Source organism: Sphingobacterium sp. UBA5670 (genome assembly GCF_002420705.1).
Classification (GTDB): domain Bacteria; phylum Bacteroidota; class Bacteroidia; order Sphingobacteriales; family Sphingobacteriaceae; genus Sphingobacterium.
Map to the genome: position 1 here is coordinate 249,323 of NZ_DIIM01000001.1, position 21,419 is coordinate 270,741.

Consider the following 21,419-nt stretch of genomic DNA (forward strand, 5'->3'; position numbering starts at 1 on the left):
AGGCTAAAGCTCCATTTTTTTCAAAAATCAATTATATCCTTTTATGATTCAGCAATAATAGAGCGATCCAAATGCACATACCCGCCGTCTACATGCACCAATTGACCTGTAGTATGGCTTGACTTGCTCGATAAAAGAAATACAGTTGTATTTGCTATTTCTTCCGCTGTTGTCATCCGATGCTCCAATGGAATGCGATCCGTAATTTTTTTCAATGTCTCCTCTGGATTTGATAAGGTTTGAATCCAGGTATCGTATTGGGGAGTTGCACATTCTGCTACGATAATGGCATTTACACGAATAGAGTAAGGTAACAATTCTACCGCCCACTCGCGCGTAAGTGCATTACGTCCGCCATTCGATGCCGCATAAGCCGAAGTATTTCCCTGTCCTGTTTCACCGGTTTTGGAAGAAATATTCACAATGCTCCCTTTTGACGCCTTCAAGGCATCCAAGGCATGGTGTGCCATGAGGTAATAGTGGATTAAGTTCTTGTGTAGAGAAGCAACAAACTTTTCATAATTACCTGATGCTAATCCAACACCATCATTTTGTCCGGCATTATTTACCAAACCATCAATGCGACCATAGGCTTCCAATGTCTTTTGGACGGCCCTTTCACAATCTTCCGGTTTAGACAACTCTGCTTCAATACAGAGAGCATCCACACCAAATTGCTTTATTTCTTCTTTTACTTTTTCATTATCGGCCTGTTTACGGCCAACAATGACCGGAATAGCCTGTTCTTTTGCCAACGCGTGGACTACAGCCCGCCCGATTCCTTTTGCTCCGCCGGTAACAATAACAACTTTATCTTTTAAATGAAGATCCATAATACTTTTATTGAATGGTTTGTTTCATTGATTGTGGTTAACATTCACAACCATGAACTTGTTTCACTGGTTATTGATTAATTTATATTGACGTCATTATGCACATTATCTAGCTTCATGACCAATAAAAAACTTCAGCATGCTATTTTTCCCTTCCATAACATGCTGAAGCTTTTCTTTTTAAAGATTATACACGCGTATAGCGTTCTCTGCCCAAAAAGCATTCTTTTCTGCCGCTGTAAATTGCCCTAATTTATCCTCAACGATAGCAATGCTCTCTTCATATGAAGCCGCCAGAAGACACACAGGCCAATCCGAGCCGTACATAATGCGCTCCTTGCCGAAACGGGCAAAAATATGTTCCAGATATTGTTTAAAATCGTCAAGCTTCCATCCCTCCCAATCAGCTTCTGTTGCAAGGCCGGAAACTTTACAGACCACATTCGGAAAAGCAGCAAGCGCATCGATAAACGCGGCCCACTCATCAAAGGCTTTCGATTTGATCGGTGGCTTGGCAATATGATCCAATACAAATTGAAGATCCGGATTTTGCCGCACGCAATCCAGTGTTGCTGCATAATGGCGAGGACGGATCAACAGGTCATAGGTATAATCGTAATCTGCCAAAGCCTTCAGTCCATTTAATACTGCAGGGCGGATAAGAAAATCAGGATCCGCTTCCGCCTCAACAACATGGCGAAAACCCTTGATAACAGTAGTGGTCCGATACGCCTCCAGCTGTTGCCGAATATCTGCTGCCTGAAGATCAATCCAGCCTACTACCCCCTTAATAAAAGGATAATCTGCGGCAAGCTGAACCAAGTAAGCCGTTTCCTCTTTGGATTGATCTGCTTGCACAGCTACAGTCCCTCCGAATCCGTTCCGTTCAAGCACAAACTGAATATCTAAAGGTGTAAAATCTCGTCTTATGACCTGCATCTCTTCTGTGATCCAATTATCTCTGATCGGATCGAATTTCCAGAAATGCTGATGGGTATCTATACGCATAGTGCAAAGAAAAACTTGATGAGTAATTAATTTTTTGAATACGCGACAACAGTCTGACGGGATTCTCCAAGACCATCGGCTCCCAACTCGATAACATCGCCAGGTTTCAAATAAATCGGCGGATTAAATCCTAAGCCAACACCTGCAGGCGTACCTGTTGAAATAACATCACCAGGCAACAAGGTCATAAATTTAGACACATACGATACCACATGTGCTACCGAAAAGATCAAATCCTTGGTATTACCATCTTGATAGGTTTTTCCGTTTACTTTTAACCAAAGACGCACATTATTGATGTCTTTGATCTCTTCTTTTGTTGCCATGAAGGGTCCCATCGGGGCAAAAGTATCACATCCTTTTCCTTTATCCCAGGTACCGCCACGCTCCAACTGATACTCACGTTCAGAAACATCATTATGCAACACATAGCCTACAACATAATCTAAAGCCTCATGCTCTTCTACATAAGATGCCTTTTTGCCGATGACAATACAAAACTCCACTTCCCAGTCGGTTTTAAGGGAATCTTTAGGAATCATCACTTCATCATAAGGACCTACCAACGAAGTGGTCGATTTCATAAAGATGATCGGCTCAGCCGGAATTGGTGCATTGGTTTCCTTTGCATGGTCCAAATAATTTAATCCAATACAAACAATTTTGGATGGGCGGGCAAAAGGTGCTCCGATACGCTCGCCTTGAGGAACTTCAATCAACTTACCTTCATTTGCTTTTACAAATTCTTCTAAACGAGCGACACCATCCTCAGCAAAGAATTGCTCATTGTAATCACCACCAAATGCGCTTACATCGTAATTTACACCATCGATCTGAACACCGATTTTCTCTTTGCCTTGAGCTCCAAAACGTATTAATTTCATTTTTATAGTATTGAGATAATAGATATTTTATTTTTAGCTTTTTAATTATTCAATTTAATAAAACCACCATCAATTGGGTAGTCATTTCCAGTGATAAAGCCTGCGTCGTCACTACACAAGAAAAGTGCTAATTTGGCAATTTCCTCCGGTTGTGCCATGCGGCCTATTGGCTGGGTTGCTGATAATTTTTCGAACATTTCTTCCTCTTTTCCAGGATAATTTTTCGCAATAAATCCATCCACAAATGGTGTATGTACGCGCGCTGGAGAAATACTATTGCAACGAATACCGTAGGCCATGTAATCCCGCGCTACAGACATGGACATCGCGTAAATAGCCCCTTTGCTCATCGAATAAGCAAAACGATCTGTGATGCCCACCCATGCGGCAATGGACGCAAGATTAAGAATTGCACCCGAACCCTGTACTTTCATGATAGGCACGATGGCATGCAATGCATTATAAGCCCCCTTAACATTCACATTAAAAACACGCTCAAAATCTTCTGATTGGCAATTCTCCAAATTACCAACATGAGCAATACCGGCATTATTTACTAAAATATCAATTTTTCCGATATTTTGTGCTATAGCGGTAATTTCTTGTTGGTCAGTCACATTACAACGATTGAATACTGCCTGACCGCCAGACGCTAAAATTTCATTTACAACAGCTTTTCCGCCTTCTTCATTTAAATCCAGAATGTGAACTTTTGCTCCTTCCGCAGCAAATTGCAAACTGATCGCACGACCTATCCCACTACCACCACCAGTAATAACAGCTACTTTTTGTTCTAATTTTCCCATTGTTATTTAATTGTTAATGTCAATACTAAATCCGCCTCATCCGATGAGCTAGGCAAATCCAATCGTAGACTATTGTTTTTATGACTAAACTTAATCTCTTTATTTCCAATAAATGTTTTTACTTTTTTCACCTGATAAGGAAGATTACTGATCGACAATTCCTTCTTATCTGTTTTGAACACATGCAGATACACCTGATTTCCTTTTTTTGTTAGCGCATACTCATCTGTTGGTGACACCGCTCCCCCTTCAGTTCCATAGATGGTCTCTCCATACACTTCCAGCCATTTTCCAAGTTCTTTCAACCGTTCTTGTTGATAGTCCTGAATTTCGCCATTCGGCATCGGCCCCACATTGAGCAACAAGTTGGAACCGTGACCAGCAGCCTTGACCAGATATTTCAGCACTTCCTGAAATGATTTTCGCGTCCGATCTTTCAGCTCAAATCCCCATGAACCTGCAATTGTTCCACAGACCTCTTTCGGTAATTTCCCGACATCATGAGCCTTCGTCCCAAAACCAGTGGTATTCTCGCCGGGCAGATCACGTTCGAACATCTGAAAATCCTCACCTTCGAAGGGCGCTAAATGGTGGTTATTCCCCACCAAACATTGGGGTTGTAACTTGTGGATCAATTCATAAATTTCTTTGAAATGCCAATCTTCATTGGACTTGTCCCAATGACCATCAAACCAGATCCCATCGATCTCGCCATAATTGCTCAAAAGTTCGGTCAATTGATTTTTCATAAACTGGACATACTGATTCCAGTCGCCCTTTGTCGAATCACGGCCCGCAATACCGCCGCCCGTCTTACCAACAGGTAAATAATCATCCCGGTGCCAATCTAAGAGTGAATAATAGAACATCACTTTTATGCCTTCGGCATGACAGGCTTCCACCAATTCCTTTACGATATCACGTTTGAACGGAGACTTCTTCACCACGTTATAGTCTGAAACCTGACTATTCCACATTGAGAACCCATCGTGGTGTCTTGTTGTAAAGGTGATATACTTTGCGCCTGCCTGCTTGAACAATCTCGCCCACTCTTTTGCATCAAAAGAAATTGGGTTGAAAAATTTAGGCAGCAAGGCGTATTCATCCAAACTGATATTCTGGTTATTCATGACCCATTCACCATCACCCAACACACTGTATATCCCCCAATGGATAAAAACACCAAATCGAGATTGATCAAACCATTCCCTATTTTTTAGGTTTTCGGGACTTGGCTGATAAGGTTGCTGGCTATAGCTAGCGGATACAGATCCGATCAGCAAGGCTAAACCACAGATAACATGTTTAAGATTCATATATTAAATCATTATTGATCTACAAGGAAACACCTCTACGCCAAGGGATGAAATCGTCTTGCCCCAGCAACACAGCCTTGGGTTTAATTTCACCCGAAGCGACCTCAATCACATAATCTAGAATACGGTGTGCGGCCTCCTCAATAGTCTCCGTACCTTCGATAATAGTACCACAGTTCAAATCCAAAATATCTGGCATTTTCTCAAAAGTCTTGGTATTTGTTGAAAGTTTGATAACCGGTGTAATCGGATTGCCCGTAGGTGTACCCAGGCCCGTAGTAAACAAGACAATATTGGCACCTGCAGCAACCTCCGCAGTGGTACTTTCCACATCATTACCAGGAGTACATAATAAGTTTAACCCCGGACCATTAGCCAATTCAGGATAATCGATCACCGCAGCAACAGGCGAAGTTCCGCCTTTTTTAGCAGCCCCTGCAGACTTAATCGCATCAGTAATTAAGCCATCACGAATATTGCCCGGAGAAGGATTCATATAGAAACCCGAGCCATCAGCTTCAGCTTTTGCATTATAAGTACGCATCAGCGACATAAAACGTTCCGCAGTTGGCTCATCGATACAACGGTCGCTCAATTCCTGTTCCACACCACATAATTCCGGAAACTCCGCCAAAATCACCGATCCGCCTAAAGTCACCAAAATATCCGACACAAAACCAAGCGCTGGATTGGCAGAGATACCCGAGAAACCGTCCGAACCACCACATTCCAGACCTATACACAATTTGTCCAGTGTAGCTGGTTTACGCTCATTCTTATCCGCTTGCATCATCCCAGCAAAAGTTGCTTTAATAGCCTTTTGCATCAATTCTTTTTCAGTGCCCTCTTTCTGCTGTTCAAAAATATACAGCGGACGGTCAAAACCCGGACTTCGCTTTTCTATTTCAGCCTTCAGAATTGAAGCCTGCGCATGCTGGCATCCCAAACTCAATACAGTAGCCCCCGCAACATTCGGATGCGTGATATAACCGGCCAAAAGGCCACATAAGGCATCCGAATCCATACGTGTTCCACCGCATCCCATCTCATGATTCAAAAACTTGATTCCATCGACATTTTTGAATAGACGTTCCTGCTCACTGGAAGTCGTATTGGCAAGTAGATCCTGACTAAGGATAGCATTTACATCGGCACCAGACTTATACAGACCAATGAGATCTTCAACTTCGGATATGTAATTATTAGCTTTTACTTTATAACCCAGCTTTTCCTCAAAAGCCGCCTTTAGCGTCAATACATTTCTATTTTCACAAAAGACCAATGGAATAACCAACCAGTAATTGGCCGTTCCAACCGTCCCGTTTGAGCGATGAAATCCATTGAACGTTTTATCTTTAAATGCAGAAATATCAGGTTTTGTCCAAGCTGTTTTACGCTTGCCCATTCTGAAATCTTCAGACGCATGGCGCAAGTTTTCAGTCGTAATGAGTTCGCCCTCAGCTAAGGAAGTATTCAATTTCCCAACCAGAACACCATACATCAATATCTCCGTATCTTGTACCATTGGCTGGATGGTGAATTTATGCTTGGCAGCAACAGCTTGCTTTAATGTAAATTCCTTACCTTCAAAAACAATCGTTGTTCCTTCCCCCAAGTCCTGTAATGCAACAAGGACATTATCCATTGGATGGATCTGTAAATAGCGTTGTATAGCCATAATTATACTAATTCAAATATTTTTGTCATCATCACCCATTTCTCTCCTGGCTTTGCACCCGGAATAGCTGCCTGATATTTCCACATCAGCTGTTCCCATTCCTGCACTTTTTCATTGGTAGCATCCATAGCCGATTTTTTCTCAAATGAAAAATCTTCGCCCACCTCCATGTTCATAAACAATCTATTTTCAAAACGATAAATTTCCATCTGCTCAACCCCAGCATCCAGAATCGAACGCTTTATCTCGGGCCACACCTCACGGTGATAGTCTTCATATTCCTTGATCAATTGTGGATCGTTCACAAGATCCAAAGCCATGACATATCTTTTCATTTTAAACTAATTAATGTGATTTAAGATTTTCTGTTTCCGCAATACTGACCTTTCTATTTTGGAAAGCAAACAATAAGACAACAATAAAACAAACCAATGGTACAAAATAGCCGTATTGGAAATGTCCCGTTTTATCAGAGATAAAACCCAATATTGGAGGCAATAAAGCGCCACCTACAATAGACATAACGATCAAACTAGAAGCAGATTTGGTATCGGCACCGATCCCCTGTACACCAAAGGCGAAAATCGTCGGGAACATAATAGACATAAAAAATGCAATGCCAATCAGCGCATATAGGGTCTGAATACCCGATCCGAAGATGACAAATAGGGATAGAGCGATCGCTATAGCGGAATAGATGATCAGGAGCTTGGATGCTGACACAAAACGCATAAAAAATGTACCGATAAACCGGCCTAACATAAAAGCCAATCCAGCAAACCCAGCATAATCGGCACCATCCTTACCCGAAATGCCGGCAGCTTCTGTTGCATATAATACGAGGAAGCTTAAAATACAAACTTGCGCTCCAACATAGAAAAACTGAGCCACCACTGCCCAACGCACATTTTTATGACGTAATGCATGGAAAAAACCGGCTCTGCCCTCTTCCTCTGCATCTTTGATATCAGGTAATCTGGTAAAGAAAAACAACGCGGCGATCAATAAAATCAATATCCCCAATACCACATAAGGCAATTTTACAGCAGCTGTTTCCGACTGAATATACGCCATCTTTGCCTGTTCAGCCATTTGCGCAAGCTCCTCCTGTGATTTAGGCTCATGGGATAAAATAAATTTTCCCCCAAAAATCGGAGCAACAAAGGCCGCTAACCCATTAAAGGACTGCGCAAAATTAAGTCGCTGTGCCGACGAAGCTGGATCTCCCAAAATCGCTACATACGGATTTGCAGCAGTTTCCAGAATGGTAAGACCACAGGCAACAACGAACAAAGCCCCCAAGAAGAAAACATAACTTATCGTATTGGCCGCAGGTACAAAAAGAAAACAGCCAATGGCAAAAAAGATCAATCCGATCAAAATACCGGCTTTATAGCCATATTTTTTCATGATAATTCCAGCAGGAATCGCCATCACAAAATAAGCGATAAATACAGCCGAATCGACTAAGGAAGCCTGGAAATGGGATAAACTAAATGCATTCCTCAAATGCGGAATTAAGATTGGATCAAGGTTATGAATAAATCCCCAAAAAAAGAACAAGGATGTCACCAAAATCAAGGCAAATGCGTAACTCTTTTTATTCGTCATATTTTTCAAATGGTTATAAGTAGTTATTTAATGTAAAATAAGCTTAAAAATGCTAGACAATATTCAAGTATATTATCAAATTATTAAGCTATATTACCATAACTAAACTGAATTATGTAACTTTACTGCATATATTTCATAATTATGAAAGCACAACTGCTTCATTTAAATAGCAATCTTGAGCATTCTTTCAATGCGAGAAGAGACAATACACCCCAGTACCATAATCTTTGGCATTACCATGAAGAACTGGAATTAATTTATTTTGCCAAAGGCTCTGGCACCCAATTTATTGGCGATAGTGTTCGGCGCTTTGAATCGGGCGATATTACCTTAGTTGGTTCAAACTTGCCTCATTATTGGTTATTCGATGAAATTTACCTCCGCGAGGAGGAAGCAGAATCTGCAGATATTCGTGTACTCCATTTTAAAGAGAACTTTTGGGGAAATGATTTCATCAATCTACCGGAAAACAAATCCATCAGAGACCTTATACGTGTATCAAAAAGAGGCATTTCATTATCGGAGACTAGCCGATTAAAAACAGCCCAATTAATCGATAAGATTTTGGTTTCAACTGGAACTGCGCGCATTATTCATTTGTTGGAAATCTTACAGCGCATGGCAACCGAAGGACAGCATGATCTATTGACTAGCGCCACTTTTTCCATCCAGCTACAGGATCAGGACGCCAATCGTATGCAGATTGCCATGCAATATATCGGTGAAAACTACCGCGATCAGATACGTCTACAGGAACTAGCGTCCTTAACAGGGATGACACCGAATTCTTTCTGCCGCTATTTCAAATCGCAGATCGGAAAGACGCTCTTTCAATTTCTGATTGAAATGCGTGTGAAGACCGCCTGCAATTTATTAATGGAAAACAAACATACGGTAAAACAGATCTGCTTTGAAGCGGGATTTCAAAACTTCTCGAGCTTCCATAAATACTTCAAAAATGTAACGGGTAAGACCCCACTCAGCTTTCAGCGATCAAAAACTTAAGACTATTTTACCCAATAAGCTTGAATCTTCCATCAATCGATGTGCCTTTGAGGCTTCAGCAAAAGGAAGAATACGGTATATCGTAGGTTTAAAGTCTCCGGCGCTAAGTTTGGGCCATACCTGAGACCAAATATCATCGCGTAATGACTGTTTAAATTCTCGGTCTCTGGCACGCAGTGTACTTCCTGTTAAAACAATCCGTTTTTGCATTAATTTCAGTAGGTTCAATTCAACTTTTACACCTTCCATTGCGTTGATGTATACCAAACGACCATCAGGGCTCAAAAGGTTGATATTTTTTTCAAAATAGGAACCACCGATACTATCTAATATAACATCAATGCCTAAAGGCATGAGCTGCTCCTGAAAATCCTCCGTCTTATAATTGATCGCTTTGATGGCGCCCAATGACTCACAAAAAGCAGCTTTTTCGGATGAACTGACCGTCGTATAGACAACTGCGCCAAACAATGCACCCAGCTGAATTGCCGTACTGCCAATGCCACCGGCACCACCGTGTACCAGAAAATGTTCTCCAGCCTGCAGGTTCCCGCGTCGAAAGACATTGTCCCATACGGTAAAGACCGTCTCCGGCAACGATGCTGCTTCCGCAAAGTCCAGATGATCCGGTATCGGCAAACAATGTCCCTGATAGACTTTCGCATAGGCAGCATAACCACCCCCAGCCACAAGGGCACATACACGATCACCTATATGCCAATCGGCAACAGCCTTTCCTTTGGCAACAATAGATCCCGCTATTTCTAGTCCCGGAATACGCGGGTCCACACCAACTGGCGCTGGATAATTCCCTTTGCGCTGGAAAACATCAGGTCTATTGACTCCTGCGGCCTTTACTTCCACTAAAACTTCCAACTCTCCAAGCTGGGGCATTTCCACATCGTGGACTTCCAATACTTCCGGTCCTCCGGGTTCAGTAATAATGACGGCTTTCATCATGATTTTTTAGGATATTTCTGTAATCTAATATTGAGCGAAAGCATAAAATAACGGGCTAACCGATTATTCTGAACATCCAAAATATCATTACCAACAACTGCCCGCGAGATGCCCGTATTTTGGTTCATTAAATCGAATCCCTGAAATCTCAGCATACCAAGATTGTTTCTACCAAACGTATATTCCATATAGGCGTTGATGATCGTTGGATTGATATTACTCCATGAACTCGAATAACCCGCATTAAATTTTTGAGAAAGCTCAAGTCCCATAGTGAAATGTTTCCCTAAATAAGCTTTTGACCCCAAGCCAACGATTCCGGAATGTGCCGTTATATTATCTTGTACCGGCCAGTCGAATGTTGCGCGGTTCAAGGAATAGTTCCCATTTAATTCAGCCTCGAAAATATCACTCCAGCTATAACGGAATTGAATCGCCTGTGTAAACAAAAAGTGTCCACCGAAGCTTTTTTTATCATTGATGTAAGAGATATTATTGTAATAGTCTGCATTTCCGTTCAAGCTCATCTGCAAGTTGTCCGACAATAATGACGCCGTAAACAGGTAATAACTTTTAACATCATAATAACCTTCTGTATTGCGATAAGTTGTCTTCTGAATCGTCGAATTAGCTTCAATGGTCCGATTGGCGACAATCTTATCATTCACAAGGTTAAAAGCAAGACTGGCTTCTAAATACTGTCCTCGCCCTGTAATGGATTTGCGATATTTGGAGATAATACTATGGGCAAACTCCGATTTCAGATCTTTGTTGCCAACTACAATATTTTGGGTATTGGTATTATCCACGACGGGTTGTATCTGATAGAAGCTCGGCTGATTATTTCGGCCGTAGTAGTCCATAGAGAGATCTTCCTCTTTTGTGAATTTCCATTTCAATCCTGCAGAAGGCACCAGATTGACATTTGAATAGGAAGTTTTTATCAGCTTATCCGTCGAACTACCTGTCAATTCCGAAGGCTGAACCGCAAAACCGAAACTCACTTTCACTTTTTCGCTTAAATCTTGCCGATAAATCATACCAACTTTGTTACTTGCAAAAGAGTAGTCGTATTTCAAACTTAGCGAGTCCACGAGAATGGGACCATTGTTAAAGTTATTATTATTGTCAAAAGTAGAGCGTCTCGCATCGATTTTAGTATAGTCAAAATCGTAATTGATTTCCAGGGTACCTCCTAAATCAACAGGCTCGACCAAAGACAGACGACTTTGGATATTTTTATTCTCGTTGCTGGAACGGATCATCTGATTGAGGTAAGTCTCCGTTATCTTCGGTATGTTGGTACTGCTGTCAATCGCTCTATTAAAATCGCGAACCTCCTCATCCTTGTCCAGGGAATTAAAATCCGTGTGCAAAGTATAGAGCACCTTTCGCCCGGGCTTGGCAAAACTTCGTACGTAAAAAAGATCTAAAGCTGCTGCGGGACTTTCGGTGCTATTGGCTGCACCATAGTTCCCCGTACTGCTCAACCTGTTATTTTGTATCCGTCTATCTTTTAATGTATTGCTTGTTGAATTGGTCCAGGACAGCTTGGGTGATATTTTAAGCTGATCTTTAGGAGACAGCTTTATATCAAAGTCCCAGTCCATTTTGTGTGTACGATCGACTGATTTTATTTTATAATCTTCAAAATTACTAATCAGATTATTGGTGCCTTTGCCATATCCGTAGACTGATTGCAATAGGGAATTTCCCTGAATATAATTATTGCGTTGCGTAAAACCATATTTACCACTTGCTGTTACCGTTTTAGAAAGGGGACTAGAAAAGCTACCACCAATAGATCCAATTCGATTAACGCCATCCGTAGGGTCTGCAAAATCGGCCAGTTCGCCCATCTCTCTTTCCCGCTCACCCCCATTGGGCGAACCGAAAGAAAAGAGATTTGTATTGGTATTATTAACAGAGGTGATAATAGAATACTCTTTCCCATCATTGAAGCGATTCAGTCCGGCGCTCCCCAGATAACGATCTACCGAACCGCCCCCTAGGGTCGCTTGGCCAAAAGTAATTTTCTTCTTATCGTCTTTGAGAACTATATTCAGGACTTTTTCAGATTCGGTACTTTTAATTCCTTTTGCGGTCGCCTCATCTCCATAAAAATCAATCACCTGTACACTTTTCACAAAATCCGCGGGAAGATTGCGCGTGGCAGTCAGCACATCCCCGCCAAAAAATTTCTTTCCATCCACCTTGACGGAGGATATGGGTTTGCCAAAGGCATAGACCGAGCCGTCCCGGGAGACCTGTATATTTGGTAATGCTTTGAGTGCCTCTTCTAAAAGCGCCCGTCTGTCAAATTGAAAGGCATCTAGGTTAAATTGAACGGTATCCTGCTTATAAACAATCGGTTTATATTTTAATACAACCACTTCTTTTAACAGGGATACATGGGGGAACATCGTCAACTTTCCGACATCCAATTTAGCTGTCGTACTATTGTAGAGTGGATAGCTTCGTTCCAATATGCTTAAACCCAACTGGCTGCAACTGATCCGGATGTCATTACCCTGCACACGACTAAAATGAAAAGAACCTGTTGTGGAGGTCGATGAAAACAGGGTATCGCGGGAACTTGTCAGATGGACACTGACACCACTTAGGGGTCTTCCTGCCGTATCTACAACAATCCCGTAAACTTCTTTTTTCGACACCTGCCCGAAAGCATTTTTGGGTAAAAAAAACAAGCTCGTGATAGCTAAAAAAAGTACTAACCGGATAATATTCCCGCCCCTTAGTTCCATCAAATAGACTTTGCAATAATACAATTCAATATAAGAATTCTTAAGCTATTAACGTAAAAAGTTGTGATTTTGTATATAAAAAAAACGAGCTGTCGGGAAAACAGCTCGTTTTTTTACACTATTTTTTTACAATTTATTATTCACCTGCAAAGGTTACTTTAACAAGGTGTTTGTCAATTTCCCAACGACCAGTACCATCTTCACCAATTACATCGAATAATTCCAGGATACGTCTTGCAACAAACTCCTCTTCTACTTGCTCTTCCAAAAACCACTGTACAAAGTTAAAAGTAACGTAATCTTTCTCTTTGGCACATCTATCGGCGATGTTATTGAATTGCTCGGTAACAAACATCTCTTGTTCCAAAGTCTGCTCAAATACACCACGGAATGATTCAAAATCTTGCGGAATACCCGTAACTTCCGGAGAAATTGCACGGCCACCACGATTGTTAATATAATTGAAAAGCTTCAACATGTGCTCGCGCTCTTCGTTGGATTGCTTTGCAAAGAATTCTGAAGCATTTTCCAAACCTTGATCGTCACACCATGATGACATGGCTAAATATAATGCTGAAGAATGAGCTTCAACTTTAATCTGTGCATTCAATATATTTTCGATTTCTTCTTTCAAAGAAGATTTTAATTTCAATAAATCTTTCATATTTACCTTAAGTTTAATTTCTAAAATAAGCTCAGGAGAAACACATGCTCACCCGATTACATTACAAAGATACGGTAGATCTCCAAAATCTGTAGCAAAAATATGTAATACAAATTCAGTCTAAATTAGACAAACAGACCACAACTTGTTTAGAATCAATACAATTACAAATAGGTATTATTGATACTTTCAATAGGCAATAAATTAAAACAATGAGAAGCAGAATTCATTAAAAAATATTGAATTTCATTAAAAAACAACCAGCAACACCATCGACACTTATTTAAATTAAAATTAAATAAGGTCTTGACCAAACAAAAACCTTCACGCCTTCCCAGATACCAACATCTATGAAAGCGAAAGAAGGTTCTTTCTGGCTAATAACGGCAGATACTTTCAGAAAAAACGCGGTGTACATCATAGACATACACCGCGTTTCAATTCGTTTATATATATAGCCTTATGCGAAAACCGCAAATGGCGAAACCTGTAAACAGGTTCTAATAACACTATTAAGCTCCATCATAAATTTAGCTCCAGCCAATAATTCACGCAACTGAAGCACATCTTCTATAGCCAAAATAAAGCATCGTTCCGTACGGAAGGGCATAATAATTTCAAAATCGGATGAACGTGTTGTATCATGTAACATGCGTTCGACGTCAATAGCATCAATACGCTTCTTAAACTTCAAAAAATCCGATACGGAGAAAGAAGTTGTTTCATCATTATATTCCAACCAGAAACAATTTTTGCGGCTACATTGATAAACTGTGCCTGCTGTGGTTGAAAAAACTTCCTCAACATTTGCTAATGGACAAACCAATTCTGACATTTCTATTTCCCTTATCATTTAAATCGATCAAAAATAAATATTATTTATAATCAATCCAAGTAAAACAGAAGATTATTTTGATTTAATATAAATAAGCCTTTACACAAATACTATACAAAAAAAGGAGGCCAATAATTGCTGGCCTCCTTCCTTTAAAGTATGTACTATATTTTAATCGTATTCTTCTTCCTCTTCTTCTTCCTCAACGGCAAGAACTTCAGCGCGGCCGTTGACTACTGTATTTTTAACTTTAGTCTTATGTTTGTTGATCTGCCTGCGTAAGGATTCTACAGCAATATCTGTTGCTTCCTCAAAACTTTTTGCTTGCCCTTTGGCAAAAAGCTGGCTCCCTGGAATATTCAATTTAATTTCCGAAATCTTATTTGCTTCATCGTCGACATTTTCCAATCGCAGGTAGCATTCGCCACCAATAATGGAATCCAAAAACTGCTCCAATTTTCCTGTTTTCTTTTTAATAAACTCGATTAGCTTTTGATCAGCGTTAAATCGAATGGATTGCACAGTAATGTTCATTTTTCCTCCTTTTTTTAAGCTTTTGGATGAGCTTGTTTATAAATTGACTTCAATCGCTCTGCTGAGTTATGCGTGTACACTTGTGTTGCCGCAAGTCCTGCATGTCCCAGCAGCTCCTTAATTGCATTTAAATCTGCCCCATTGTCCAACAGGGCCGTTGCGAACGTATGTCTCAAAATATGAGGGCTTCTCTTACCTTGAGTGGAAATCAGCGTCAATTGCCGATGTACAATATCATAAATCAGCTTGGCATATGCTGGCTTTCCTTCTTTCGTAACGATTAGTAAGCTGTTATTAGTATCAACAAATTGCGTCGCTTTTTGTTGTAAATAGTTTTTCAATTCTTTCAATAAAAGATTATTGATCGGAACCAAGCGTTCTTTGTTCCTTTTACCTAATATAAGAATATTTTTATTAAAAAAATCAATATCCTGCTCCTTAATTTTCAACAATTCTGCCAATCGGATCCCCGTACCGAAGAGCAATTCCATCACCATATAATCACGACGGGATTCAAATCCATCCTGCTCCTGTTCCATCTGATCCAACAAACGGACCAACTTTTCCTTTTCAACAACTACTGGCAATTTTTTAGCAGTTTTTAACGCTTTAATGAGCGTCATGGGATTTTTAGCGATACACTCCTCTCGTTGCAAAAATTTAAAATAGGTTCTCAGTGAAGACATACTGCGGTTGACCGAACTTGCATTTTTTCCAGATTCGACCATCTGCGCAAAATAATGGCGCAAATCACGGTACACAATTTCCGACACAGTCAGTCCTTCGCGTTCCAAAAAAGACTGAAACAGTTCCAGCTCATGCTTATAAGCTATAATTGTATGTTCCGAATATCTTTTTTCAATCTGTAAAAACCGAATAAACTCCTTTTCCAACATATTTTCCCTTGCTATATAGCTTAAATTACAAACTTAAAAGCACAAAAAAAAGGGAAAAGCTAGGCTTTTCCCTTTATATTTTAAAATTCTCAGCGAATCAATTAGTTAGCTACATCTTGATTCAAAGATTGTTTGTAAATCGCTTTTTTCACTTGAATGCGACGAGTTACAGATCTCTTTTCGTAAGCTTGACGTGAACGCAACTCTCTTAAAACTCCAGTTTTCTCGAATTTCTTTTTGAAACGTTTCAATGCTCTATCTAAAGATTCTCCTTCTTTTACATTTACGATAATCATGCGTTATATATACCTCCTTTCGCCGCTTTTAAATTTAAAGTGGGACAAAGGTAAGCTATTTTTTTAAAAAAGGAAAACAAAATTATTTTTTATAACAATTCAAATTCTTCCAACAAGATTCTAAGTGGCTTCTCCTTGGTACACAAGGCCGTATGCCAGCCCAATCGCTCTGCTGTGGCGAGATGCTGTGGGCTATCATCGATAAATAATGTCTCTGCCGGATCCAATTGCTGTTCCTGCATGACCAGCTCAAAAATCTCTGCATCCGGTTTGCGCATACCTACAAGATGGGAATAATAAGTTTTTTCAAAAAAACCTTCATTGTTCACAACGCCATATTTCTCCTGAATATCATTCATACAATAGGCATAGTGAATCGCATTGTTATTGCTTAACAAAAAGGTTCGATATCGGTCTTTCAGCTGCATTAAAATCTCGTGATTACCTTCTGGTACACCAATCAGCAAACTGTTCCAGGCAGCGTCAATCTGTTCGTCTGTCAAAGCCGAATTCTGGGTTAATGCTCTTATCCCCTCACGAAATTGGGTAGAATCAATTTTTCCCTTATCAAAATTATCAAAAAGTGCACTTTGACCATGATGCCCAAATACAGCATCCACATTTTCTATACCTAACTGAGTAAAAGCATCTTTCAATTTTACAAAGTCGATCATAAAGATCACATTCCCATAATCAAGAACAATATTTTTAATTTTTTCCATCGAATTATTTTGAAATATCGATACAAATATCGATAATTGCATCGTCAAAACGGCACAACAGCTGTTTTAAATTGACAAAACAAAAGACCTGCTCCTATAGCTCAGTCGGTTAGAGTAGAAGACTCATAATCTTTTGGTCCCTGGTTCGAGCCCAGGTGGGAGCACAAAGCAAAAAAGCGGCTTTTCTATGCGAAAAAGCCGCTTTTTTCGTTTCTTTCCATTAATTTTTATTGATGGAATGGCCAGGGTGTACCTACCCTATTTGGCCAGTTTTGCATAGTTTTTTGTTGAACTTCACGTAAAAATGTAACAAATATGTAACGGGAATTTTTACGTGCTAAAGAAAAAAAATTATGGCAACCGTAAGCGCAAAAGTTTATGAACACCACAAGAAATCCGATGGCACCTACAATGTAAAAATCTGTGTCTATCACAAGGGAGAAAGAAAGTTTTTGGACACCAATCACTATGTTGTTCATAAGCAACTCACTAAAGAAAAAAAGATCAAAGACAGCTTTGTTCTTGATAAGTTAAATGACCAACTCAAAGAATACCGTAAAGCAATTAGCGAACTTGATGGGAGACTTGAATATTTTACAGCGGAAGCTTTAAAAGATTACTTAAAAGATATGGATGAGGATGTAGAATTCATATCATTTTGTAGGGAACATATCGAACGATTAAAAGCTGATGGTAGAACAGGAACTGCGAAGAATCATACAGCTATCTGCAATAGCCTTGTTGATTATTTTAAAAGACAGACTGTATCCATAAAAGAAATAAATTCAAACATGTTGTTTATGTATGAACGATTCCTGAAGTCCGATAGAACCATGACTAGGATTAATCAATTTGGAAATTCAGTCGTTACATCCGAAAAGGGTTTATCAGACAGTGGACTACATAATCACATGCGAGATCTAAGGACTCTCTTTAATGAGGCCAGAAGAAAATACAATAATGAAGATTTAGGGATCTATCGAATCAAACATTATCCTTTCTCAAAGTACAAGATAGGTTCTCCCCCTCTCACAAAAAACAGAAACAATGAAATAGATGATGTTTTAAAATTAAGGGATTGGCCTACAGCACCCAACAGTCGAGCTGAATTAGCCAAAGAACTGTATATGCTCTCATTCTATCTATGCGGAATTAACGCTGTAGATTTGTATTATCTAAATAGATCAGATATCAGAAATGGTAGAATTGATTACAATCGCAAAAAGACAAAAGATTTAAGAAAAGACAATGCATTTATCAGCATTAGAATAATTGATGAAGCTAGGCCACTTCTCGAAAAATATATAGAAAAACTACGAAATCGATATAGAAATCCTAATTACCTTAATTATGCATTATCAAAGGGAATGCTCCACCTTCGTAACCTAACCGGAATTAAAAATCTCACCTTGTACTGGGCAAGACATACTTTTGCAAGCACTGCTAGAAATCGATGCCGCTTAAATAAAGATGATGTCTCACTCGCACTAAACCATGTAGATGAAGGAAATAAAGTAACAGATATCTATATAGAAAAAGACTGGAAAATTGTTGATGATGTCCAAAAAAAGGTAATGAGAATTCTGAGAAAAATCGACTCAAAAAAAGATAAAAAAAATAAATCGAAGAAAAAGAAAAATAAGAACAAACAAGCTGATTAAGTATATACTGCGATGAATTTCATTGCAGTATAATTTCATTATTTTTAAATCTTACAATTATGAAGACCTTATTATTATTCTTACTCTTTTGTTTTCTATCGACTATTGGGCTTTTCTCCGCCCTTAGTATGAAAACTCCTTGGATCGGATTTTCGCTAGGATTTTGCGTATGGCTTGTATTTATTTTGACTACTACTAAGCCTAAAATTTAATAAATGTTAAACTGTTGATCTGAGTCATGCATTCGGTCTAGAAGGTCGGATAGTAACAGATATTTACGTTCAAATTTTCAAAATAATACAAAAGAAGGTTATCAAAGATTCAACGTCGCTATTATTGTAGATTTTTGTTCAATAAATTTTACATTTGTATATGACTAAAAAACTGATTGAAAGTCTTTATCTGAAAAATATAGCAGTTGTTGGATTTAGATCAATCCATAAGATAAATGCTGATTTTAATAATGGCCTTAATATTATTATTGGGAAGAATGGAGCAGGAAAGTCAAATTTGCTTTATATTGTAAAAGAGGCTTTAAGGCCGAAAGGACTACCTCAGGATAGTCACGTTAAAGCGCTATCCTTTGCAATGGAGTCTTTAAGCGGGGCCGATTTGTTCGAAGTCAATTATGAAAGACAAGCTTTTAGCCCGGAAGATATAGAAATTAATCCTGGTCAAAAGTATTTTTTCAAAAGAACTTATAGCTTAAATGGCACTTATCTGCCGTTAAATCATAGAGGAAAATTATTAGCTGGGGAATCCGAAGGAACATTAATAGTAAAATCTCGCCAACTTTTTTATAATTATGCTCTACGATCAGTAATGTTAACTTTTCCTCGTACGATACTCTTAGAGTACAATCTACCTATTTCTCCTGAATTCATTGATTTACCTGGTAAGCTGATTATTGATTTTGATATGTATGAAGGCATATATTCTATCGGAAATAATTTTTTAGACCGTTATTTTTGGAATATAGAAACTGAGTTTTTAGATTTTTTCGAGAATAAAAGTTCAGATCAAATTGACTCCCAAATGATAAAAGAAATTCCAACTGATTATATTAAGTCAAAATTTGTTTTTAGTGATGAATTTATCCGTGTACTTTCAAAATACACCCCTATAAAGAATGTACGTTTTAATTCAAATATCAATATTTATTTTGACGAACTACGCTTTAATGTTGAAAACATCAAGATAGAATATTTCGTAAATGATACTTGGTTACCATGGAACAATCTTTCTGATGGAACAAAAAGATTATTCTATATTATTGCCCAAATACAAGATTTGAAAGAAAGCGTAATTTTGATAGAAGAGCCAGAATTAGGAATCCATCCCCACCAATTTGATCTTTTAATGCAATTCATTAAGGAACGTAGTGACTTCAATCAAATTATTATATCAACTCATTCTCCTTTAGTTTTAAATTATGTTGAAATTGAAGAATTAAGTAGAATTCAAATAGTATCATATTCAAAAGACTCCGGAACATCTATACGAAGGCTATCAAATGATGAAAGAGAAAAGGCGAGAACTTATGTCGAAGAGGTGGGTTATTTAAGCGATTATTGGGTCTATTCAGATTTAGAAGAATGAAGGTAATTGGCTTAATCGGAGAGGATCCAAATGATACCGTAGCTCTTGAAAATCTATTAAAACCTCAATTTGGCTCTGCAATAAGATTTAAAACCCTTTGTAAAAAATTAAAGGGAGATGGATTAGAAAGTTTTAAATTTTTTAAACAGATCACAGCGGAGACTAAAATAGAAAAGTATGATTTGTTAGTGTGTATTAGAGATTTAGATGGATTTAATTCTGATAAACTTAAGGTTGATTCGAGGAATATTTGGTTTCAAAAAGTAAAGGATTACGCCAATAATTGTAAGGCTGTTATTTTACTAAATGTATGGGAATTGGAAGCATTACTTTTCGCTGATATTAATTTAATCAATCGTAAATATGGAACTAAACTAACATTTTCTAAAGATCCAACTAGTATAAAAGACCCTAAAGAAAAACTAAAACGAGAAACTAGTAAAGGCCGACGGAGGTATGTGGAATCTGATTGCAGGGAATTATTTGCAGAGATAGACTATAATAAAATTATGGCCAAATGCATATTTTTTAGAGATTTTGTAAATGTCTTAAAAAATGAGCTTAGTATAAAATAGAAATTTGAGAACAACATGCTTAGGATTATTCTTTAGGTGGTTTTCGCACCTAATTTTATATGGATTTCCACAACAAAAAATAAAAACAAAACTTGCTACAAAAACAATAATAGACGACCCTAATTCATGAAATTTCTTTTGGCCCATTATACAGACGAGGATTAGAATATCCAAATTTATCTCTATTATCCCAAGAATCCCTGTATACATTCTTTTAAAATATAGAAATACCCTGTTTAAATGATTAAAAATTTACCAAAACCAGAGAGGTTTGAGAAATTAGGATTAGAATGTCTTTGGAAATCATTCGAAATGCTTTTTAATATCTCAAACAATGTAAACGCACTTATTCAAGATGAGATATTCGATAACTATGAAATCACTATTGAAGATTATTGGAAACATAATGGAATTAGCGTTAGTACTTCCTTAATAGTATTATTTCAAGGTGTAGAATATTTAATGAAAAGTAAAATCACAGAAAAAAGCGCTTTGTTGTTGATTGAGAACAATAAATATGATTGGCCATCGCTCCCTAATAAAACCGATCGTAATTTTGACGAATTGCAAACAATATCAGGTGAAAATTTATTAGGTGTTTTCTGTGCTGTATTACCACAGAATTTCCCAATTCTTGTATTTGTTGATGAATACAAAGAATTGAGGATCATGCGTAACAAACTTGTTCATAGCACGGGAATAGATAACTTAGAATATCCAACAAATATATTATTGGAAAAATCTTAAATTGTAAGTACCCCATTTTTC

Annotated in this window: 21 protein-coding genes and 1 tRNA gene; 6 read left to right on the forward strand and 16 right to left on the reverse strand. The window is 38.4% G+C overall.

What is annotated here, in order from left to right; all coding sequences use genetic code 11:
* Positions 1-41: 41 nt before the first annotated feature.
* The 8 genes from B3C94_RS00970 to fucP all read right to left on the reverse strand — a co-directional run bounded on the left by B3C94_RS00970 (position 42) and on the right by fucP (position 8,136).
* Entirely contained in the window at positions 42-833 is a 792-nt protein-coding gene (locus B3C94_RS00970) for an SDR family oxidoreductase (protein ID WP_293897560.1), read from the reverse strand.
* 180 nt (positions 834-1,013) lie between these two features.
* Positions 1,014-1,841 carry an amidohydrolase family protein gene (locus tag B3C94_RS00975; RefSeq protein ID WP_293897563.1) on the reverse strand — a complete coding sequence of 276 codons (828 nt, stop codon included), beginning with the start codon at positions 1,839-1,841 and terminating at the stop codon, positions 1,014-1,016.
* 26 nt (positions 1,842-1,867) lie between these two features.
* Positions 1,868-2,725 carry a fumarylacetoacetate hydrolase family protein gene (locus tag B3C94_RS00980; RefSeq protein ID WP_293897566.1) on the reverse strand — a complete coding sequence of 286 codons (858 nt, stop codon included), beginning with the start codon at positions 2,723-2,725 and terminating at the stop codon, positions 1,868-1,870.
* 41 nt (positions 2,726-2,766) lie between these two features.
* Entirely contained in the window at positions 2,767-3,531 is a 765-nt protein-coding gene (locus tag B3C94_RS00985; RefSeq protein ID WP_293897569.1) for an SDR family NAD(P)-dependent oxidoreductase, read from the reverse strand.
* A gap of 2 nt (positions 3,532-3,533) precedes the next feature.
* Entirely contained in the window at positions 3,534-4,847 is a 1,314-nt protein-coding gene (locus B3C94_RS00990) for an alpha-L-fucosidase (RefSeq protein ID WP_293897572.1), read from the reverse strand.
* A gap of 19 nt (positions 4,848-4,866) precedes the next feature.
* The gene (locus B3C94_RS00995) at positions 4,867-6,525 is read right to left on the reverse strand and encodes a UxaA family hydrolase (RefSeq protein ID WP_293897574.1); all 1,659 of its coding nucleotides are present in this window, start codon (positions 6,523-6,525) and stop codon (positions 4,867-4,869) included.
* A gap of 2 nt (positions 6,526-6,527) precedes the next feature.
* Positions 6,528-6,860 carry an L-rhamnose mutarotase gene (locus B3C94_RS01000; RefSeq protein WP_293897577.1) on the reverse strand — a complete coding sequence of 111 codons (333 nt, stop codon included), beginning with the start codon at positions 6,858-6,860 and terminating at the stop codon, positions 6,528-6,530.
* 10 nt (positions 6,861-6,870) lie between these two features.
* Positions 6,871-8,136 carry an L-fucose:H+ symporter permease gene (gene fucP, locus B3C94_RS01005; RefSeq protein ID WP_293897580.1) on the reverse strand — a complete coding sequence of 422 codons (1,266 nt, stop codon included), beginning with the start codon at positions 8,134-8,136 and terminating at the stop codon, positions 6,871-6,873.
* A gap of 144 nt (positions 8,137-8,280) precedes the next feature.
* Between fucP and B3C94_RS01010 the strand changes: the two genes are divergently transcribed.
* A complete protein-coding gene (locus B3C94_RS01010; protein WP_293897582.1) occupies positions 8,281-9,144 on the forward strand; it encodes an AraC family transcriptional regulator in 864 nt (287 codons plus the stop codon).
* Here the strand turns inward: B3C94_RS01010 and B3C94_RS01015 are convergent.
* The 8 genes from B3C94_RS01015 to B3C94_RS01050 form a co-directional block, all read right to left on the reverse strand.
* The gene (locus B3C94_RS01015; RefSeq protein ID WP_349679109.1) at positions 9,133-10,104 is read right to left on the reverse strand and encodes an NAD(P)H-quinone oxidoreductase; all 972 of its coding nucleotides are present in this window, start codon (positions 10,102-10,104) and stop codon (positions 9,133-9,135) included. The genes B3C94_RS01010 and B3C94_RS01015 overlap by 12 nt on opposite strands.
* The gene (locus B3C94_RS01020) at positions 10,101-12,779 is read right to left on the reverse strand and encodes a TonB-dependent receptor (protein ID WP_293897585.1); all 2,679 of its coding nucleotides are present in this window, start codon (positions 12,777-12,779) and stop codon (positions 10,101-10,103) included. The genes B3C94_RS01015 and B3C94_RS01020 overlap by 4 nt, the downstream gene beginning before the upstream one ends.
* Positions 12,780-13,005: 226 nt before the next feature.
* A complete protein-coding gene (locus B3C94_RS01025) occupies positions 13,006-13,533 on the reverse strand; it encodes a ferritin (RefSeq protein ID WP_070563752.1) in 528 nt (175 codons plus the stop codon).
* A gap of 460 nt (positions 13,534-13,993) precedes the next feature.
* Positions 13,994-14,368 (reverse strand): DUF6686 family protein, encoded by a 375-nt coding sequence (locus B3C94_RS01030; RefSeq protein ID WP_293897592.1) that lies wholly within the window; start codon positions 14,366-14,368, stop codon positions 13,994-13,996.
* Positions 14,369-14,539: 171 nt separating this feature from the next.
* The gene (gene hpf, locus B3C94_RS01035; RefSeq protein WP_293897595.1) at positions 14,540-14,902 is read right to left on the reverse strand and encodes a ribosome hibernation-promoting factor, HPF/YfiA family; all 363 of its coding nucleotides are present in this window, start codon (positions 14,900-14,902) and stop codon (positions 14,540-14,542) included.
* A gap of 14 nt (positions 14,903-14,916) precedes the next feature.
* Complete coding sequence (locus B3C94_RS01040; RefSeq protein ID WP_293897598.1) at positions 14,917-15,798, reverse strand: tyrosine-type recombinase/integrase; 882 nt, start codon at positions 15,796-15,798, stop codon at positions 14,917-14,919.
* Positions 15,799-15,899: 101 nt separating this feature from the next.
* Complete coding sequence (gene rpsU, locus B3C94_RS01045) at positions 15,900-16,094, reverse strand: 30S ribosomal protein S21 (protein WP_046672133.1); 195 nt, start codon at positions 16,092-16,094, stop codon at positions 15,900-15,902.
* A gap of 89 nt (positions 16,095-16,183) precedes the next feature.
* Complete coding sequence (locus B3C94_RS01050) at positions 16,184-16,816, reverse strand: HAD family hydrolase (RefSeq protein ID WP_293897605.1); 633 nt, start codon at positions 16,814-16,816, stop codon at positions 16,184-16,186.
* 90 nt (positions 16,817-16,906) lie between these two features.
* Here B3C94_RS01050 and B3C94_RS01055 point away from each other — a divergent pair.
* The 5 genes from B3C94_RS01055 to B3C94_RS01075 all read left to right on the forward strand — a co-directional run bounded on the left by B3C94_RS01055 (position 16,907) and on the right by B3C94_RS01075 (position 21,398).
* A tRNA-Ile gene (locus B3C94_RS01055) sits at positions 16,907-16,980 on the forward strand.
* A gap of 189 nt (positions 16,981-17,169) precedes the next feature.
* Positions 17,170-18,477, forward strand: coding sequence for a site-specific integrase (locus B3C94_RS01060; protein WP_293897608.1), 1,308 nt, complete (start codon positions 17,170-17,172; stop codon positions 18,475-18,477).
* 372 nt (positions 18,478-18,849) lie between these two features.
* A complete protein-coding gene (locus tag B3C94_RS01065; RefSeq protein WP_293897611.1) occupies positions 18,850-20,076 on the forward strand; it encodes an AAA family ATPase in 1,227 nt (408 codons plus the stop codon).
* Positions 20,073-20,651: a DUF4276 family protein gene (locus B3C94_RS01070; RefSeq protein WP_293897614.1), complete on the forward strand. Its 579-nt coding sequence runs from the start codon at positions 20,073-20,075 to the stop codon at positions 20,649-20,651. The genes B3C94_RS01065 and B3C94_RS01070 overlap by 4 nt, the downstream gene beginning before the upstream one ends.
* A gap of 240 nt (positions 20,652-20,891) precedes the next feature.
* Positions 20,892-21,398 (forward strand): hypothetical protein, encoded by a 507-nt coding sequence (locus tag B3C94_RS01075; protein WP_293897617.1) that lies wholly within the window; start codon positions 20,892-20,894, stop codon positions 21,396-21,398.
* Positions 21,399-21,419: the final 21 nt, after the last annotated feature.

Coding starts and splice junctions, on each gene's coding strand:
- B3C94_RS00975 (WP_293897563.1), bottom strand. CDS start 1,841: ATGCGTATAGATACCCATCAGCATTTCTGGAAATTCGATCCGATCAGA.
- B3C94_RS00985 (WP_293897569.1), bottom strand. CDS start 3,531: ATGGGAAAATTAGAACAAAAAGTAGCTGTTATTACTGGTGGTGGTAGT.
- B3C94_RS00990 (WP_293897572.1), bottom strand. CDS start 4,847: ATGAATCTTAAACATGTTATCTGTGGTTTAGCCTTGCTGATCGGATCT.
- B3C94_RS00995 (WP_293897574.1), bottom strand. CDS start 6,525: ATGGCTATACAACGCTATTTACAGATCCATCCAATGGATAATGTCCTT.
- B3C94_RS01040 (WP_293897598.1), bottom strand. CDS start 15,798: ATGTTGGAAAAGGAGTTTATTCGGTTTTTACAGATTGAAAAAAGATAT.
- B3C94_RS01050 (WP_293897605.1), bottom strand. CDS start 16,816: ATGGAAAAAATTAAAAATATTGTTCTTGATTATGGGAATGTGATCTTT.
- B3C94_RS01075 (WP_293897617.1), top strand. CDS start 20,892: ATGATTAAAAATTTACCAAAACCAGAGAGGTTTGAGAAATTAGGATTA.
- B3C94_RS00980 (WP_293897566.1), bottom strand. CDS start 2,725: ATGAAATTAATACGTTTTGGAGCTCAAGGCAAAGAGAAAATCGGTGTT.
- fucP (WP_293897580.1), bottom strand. CDS start 8,136: ATGACGAATAAAAAGAGTTACGCATTTGCCTTGATTTTGGTGACATCC.
- B3C94_RS01065 (WP_293897611.1), top strand. CDS start 18,850: ATGACTAAAAAACTGATTGAAAGTCTTTATCTGAAAAATATAGCAGTT.
- B3C94_RS01060 (WP_293897608.1), top strand. CDS start 17,170: ATGGCAACCGTAAGCGCAAAAGTTTATGAACACCACAAGAAATCCGAT.
- hpf (WP_293897595.1), bottom strand. CDS start 14,902: ATGAACATTACTGTGCAATCCATTCGATTTAACGCTGATCAAAAGCTA.
- B3C94_RS01070 (WP_293897614.1), top strand. CDS start 20,073: ATGAAGGTAATTGGCTTAATCGGAGAGGATCCAAATGATACCGTAGCT.
- rpsU (WP_046672133.1), bottom strand. CDS start 16,094: ATGATTATCGTAAATGTAAAAGAAGGAGAATCTTTAGATAGAGCATTG.
- B3C94_RS01025 (WP_070563752.1), bottom strand. CDS start 13,533: ATGAAAGATTTATTGAAATTAAAATCTTCTTTGAAAGAAGAAATCGAA.
- B3C94_RS01015 (WP_349679109.1), bottom strand. CDS start 10,104: ATGATGAAAGCCGTCATTATTACTGAACCCGGAGGACCGGAAGTATTG.
- B3C94_RS00970 (WP_293897560.1), bottom strand. CDS start 833: ATGGATCTTCATTTAAAAGATAAAGTTGTTATTGTTACCGGCGGAGCA.
- B3C94_RS01030 (WP_293897592.1), bottom strand. CDS start 14,368: ATGTCAGAATTGGTTTGTCCATTAGCAAATGTTGAGGAAGTTTTTTCA.
- B3C94_RS01010 (WP_293897582.1), top strand. CDS start 8,281: ATGAAAGCACAACTGCTTCATTTAAATAGCAATCTTGAGCATTCTTTC.
- B3C94_RS01000 (WP_293897577.1), bottom strand. CDS start 6,860: ATGAAAAGATATGTCATGGCTTTGGATCTTGTGAACGATCCACAATTG.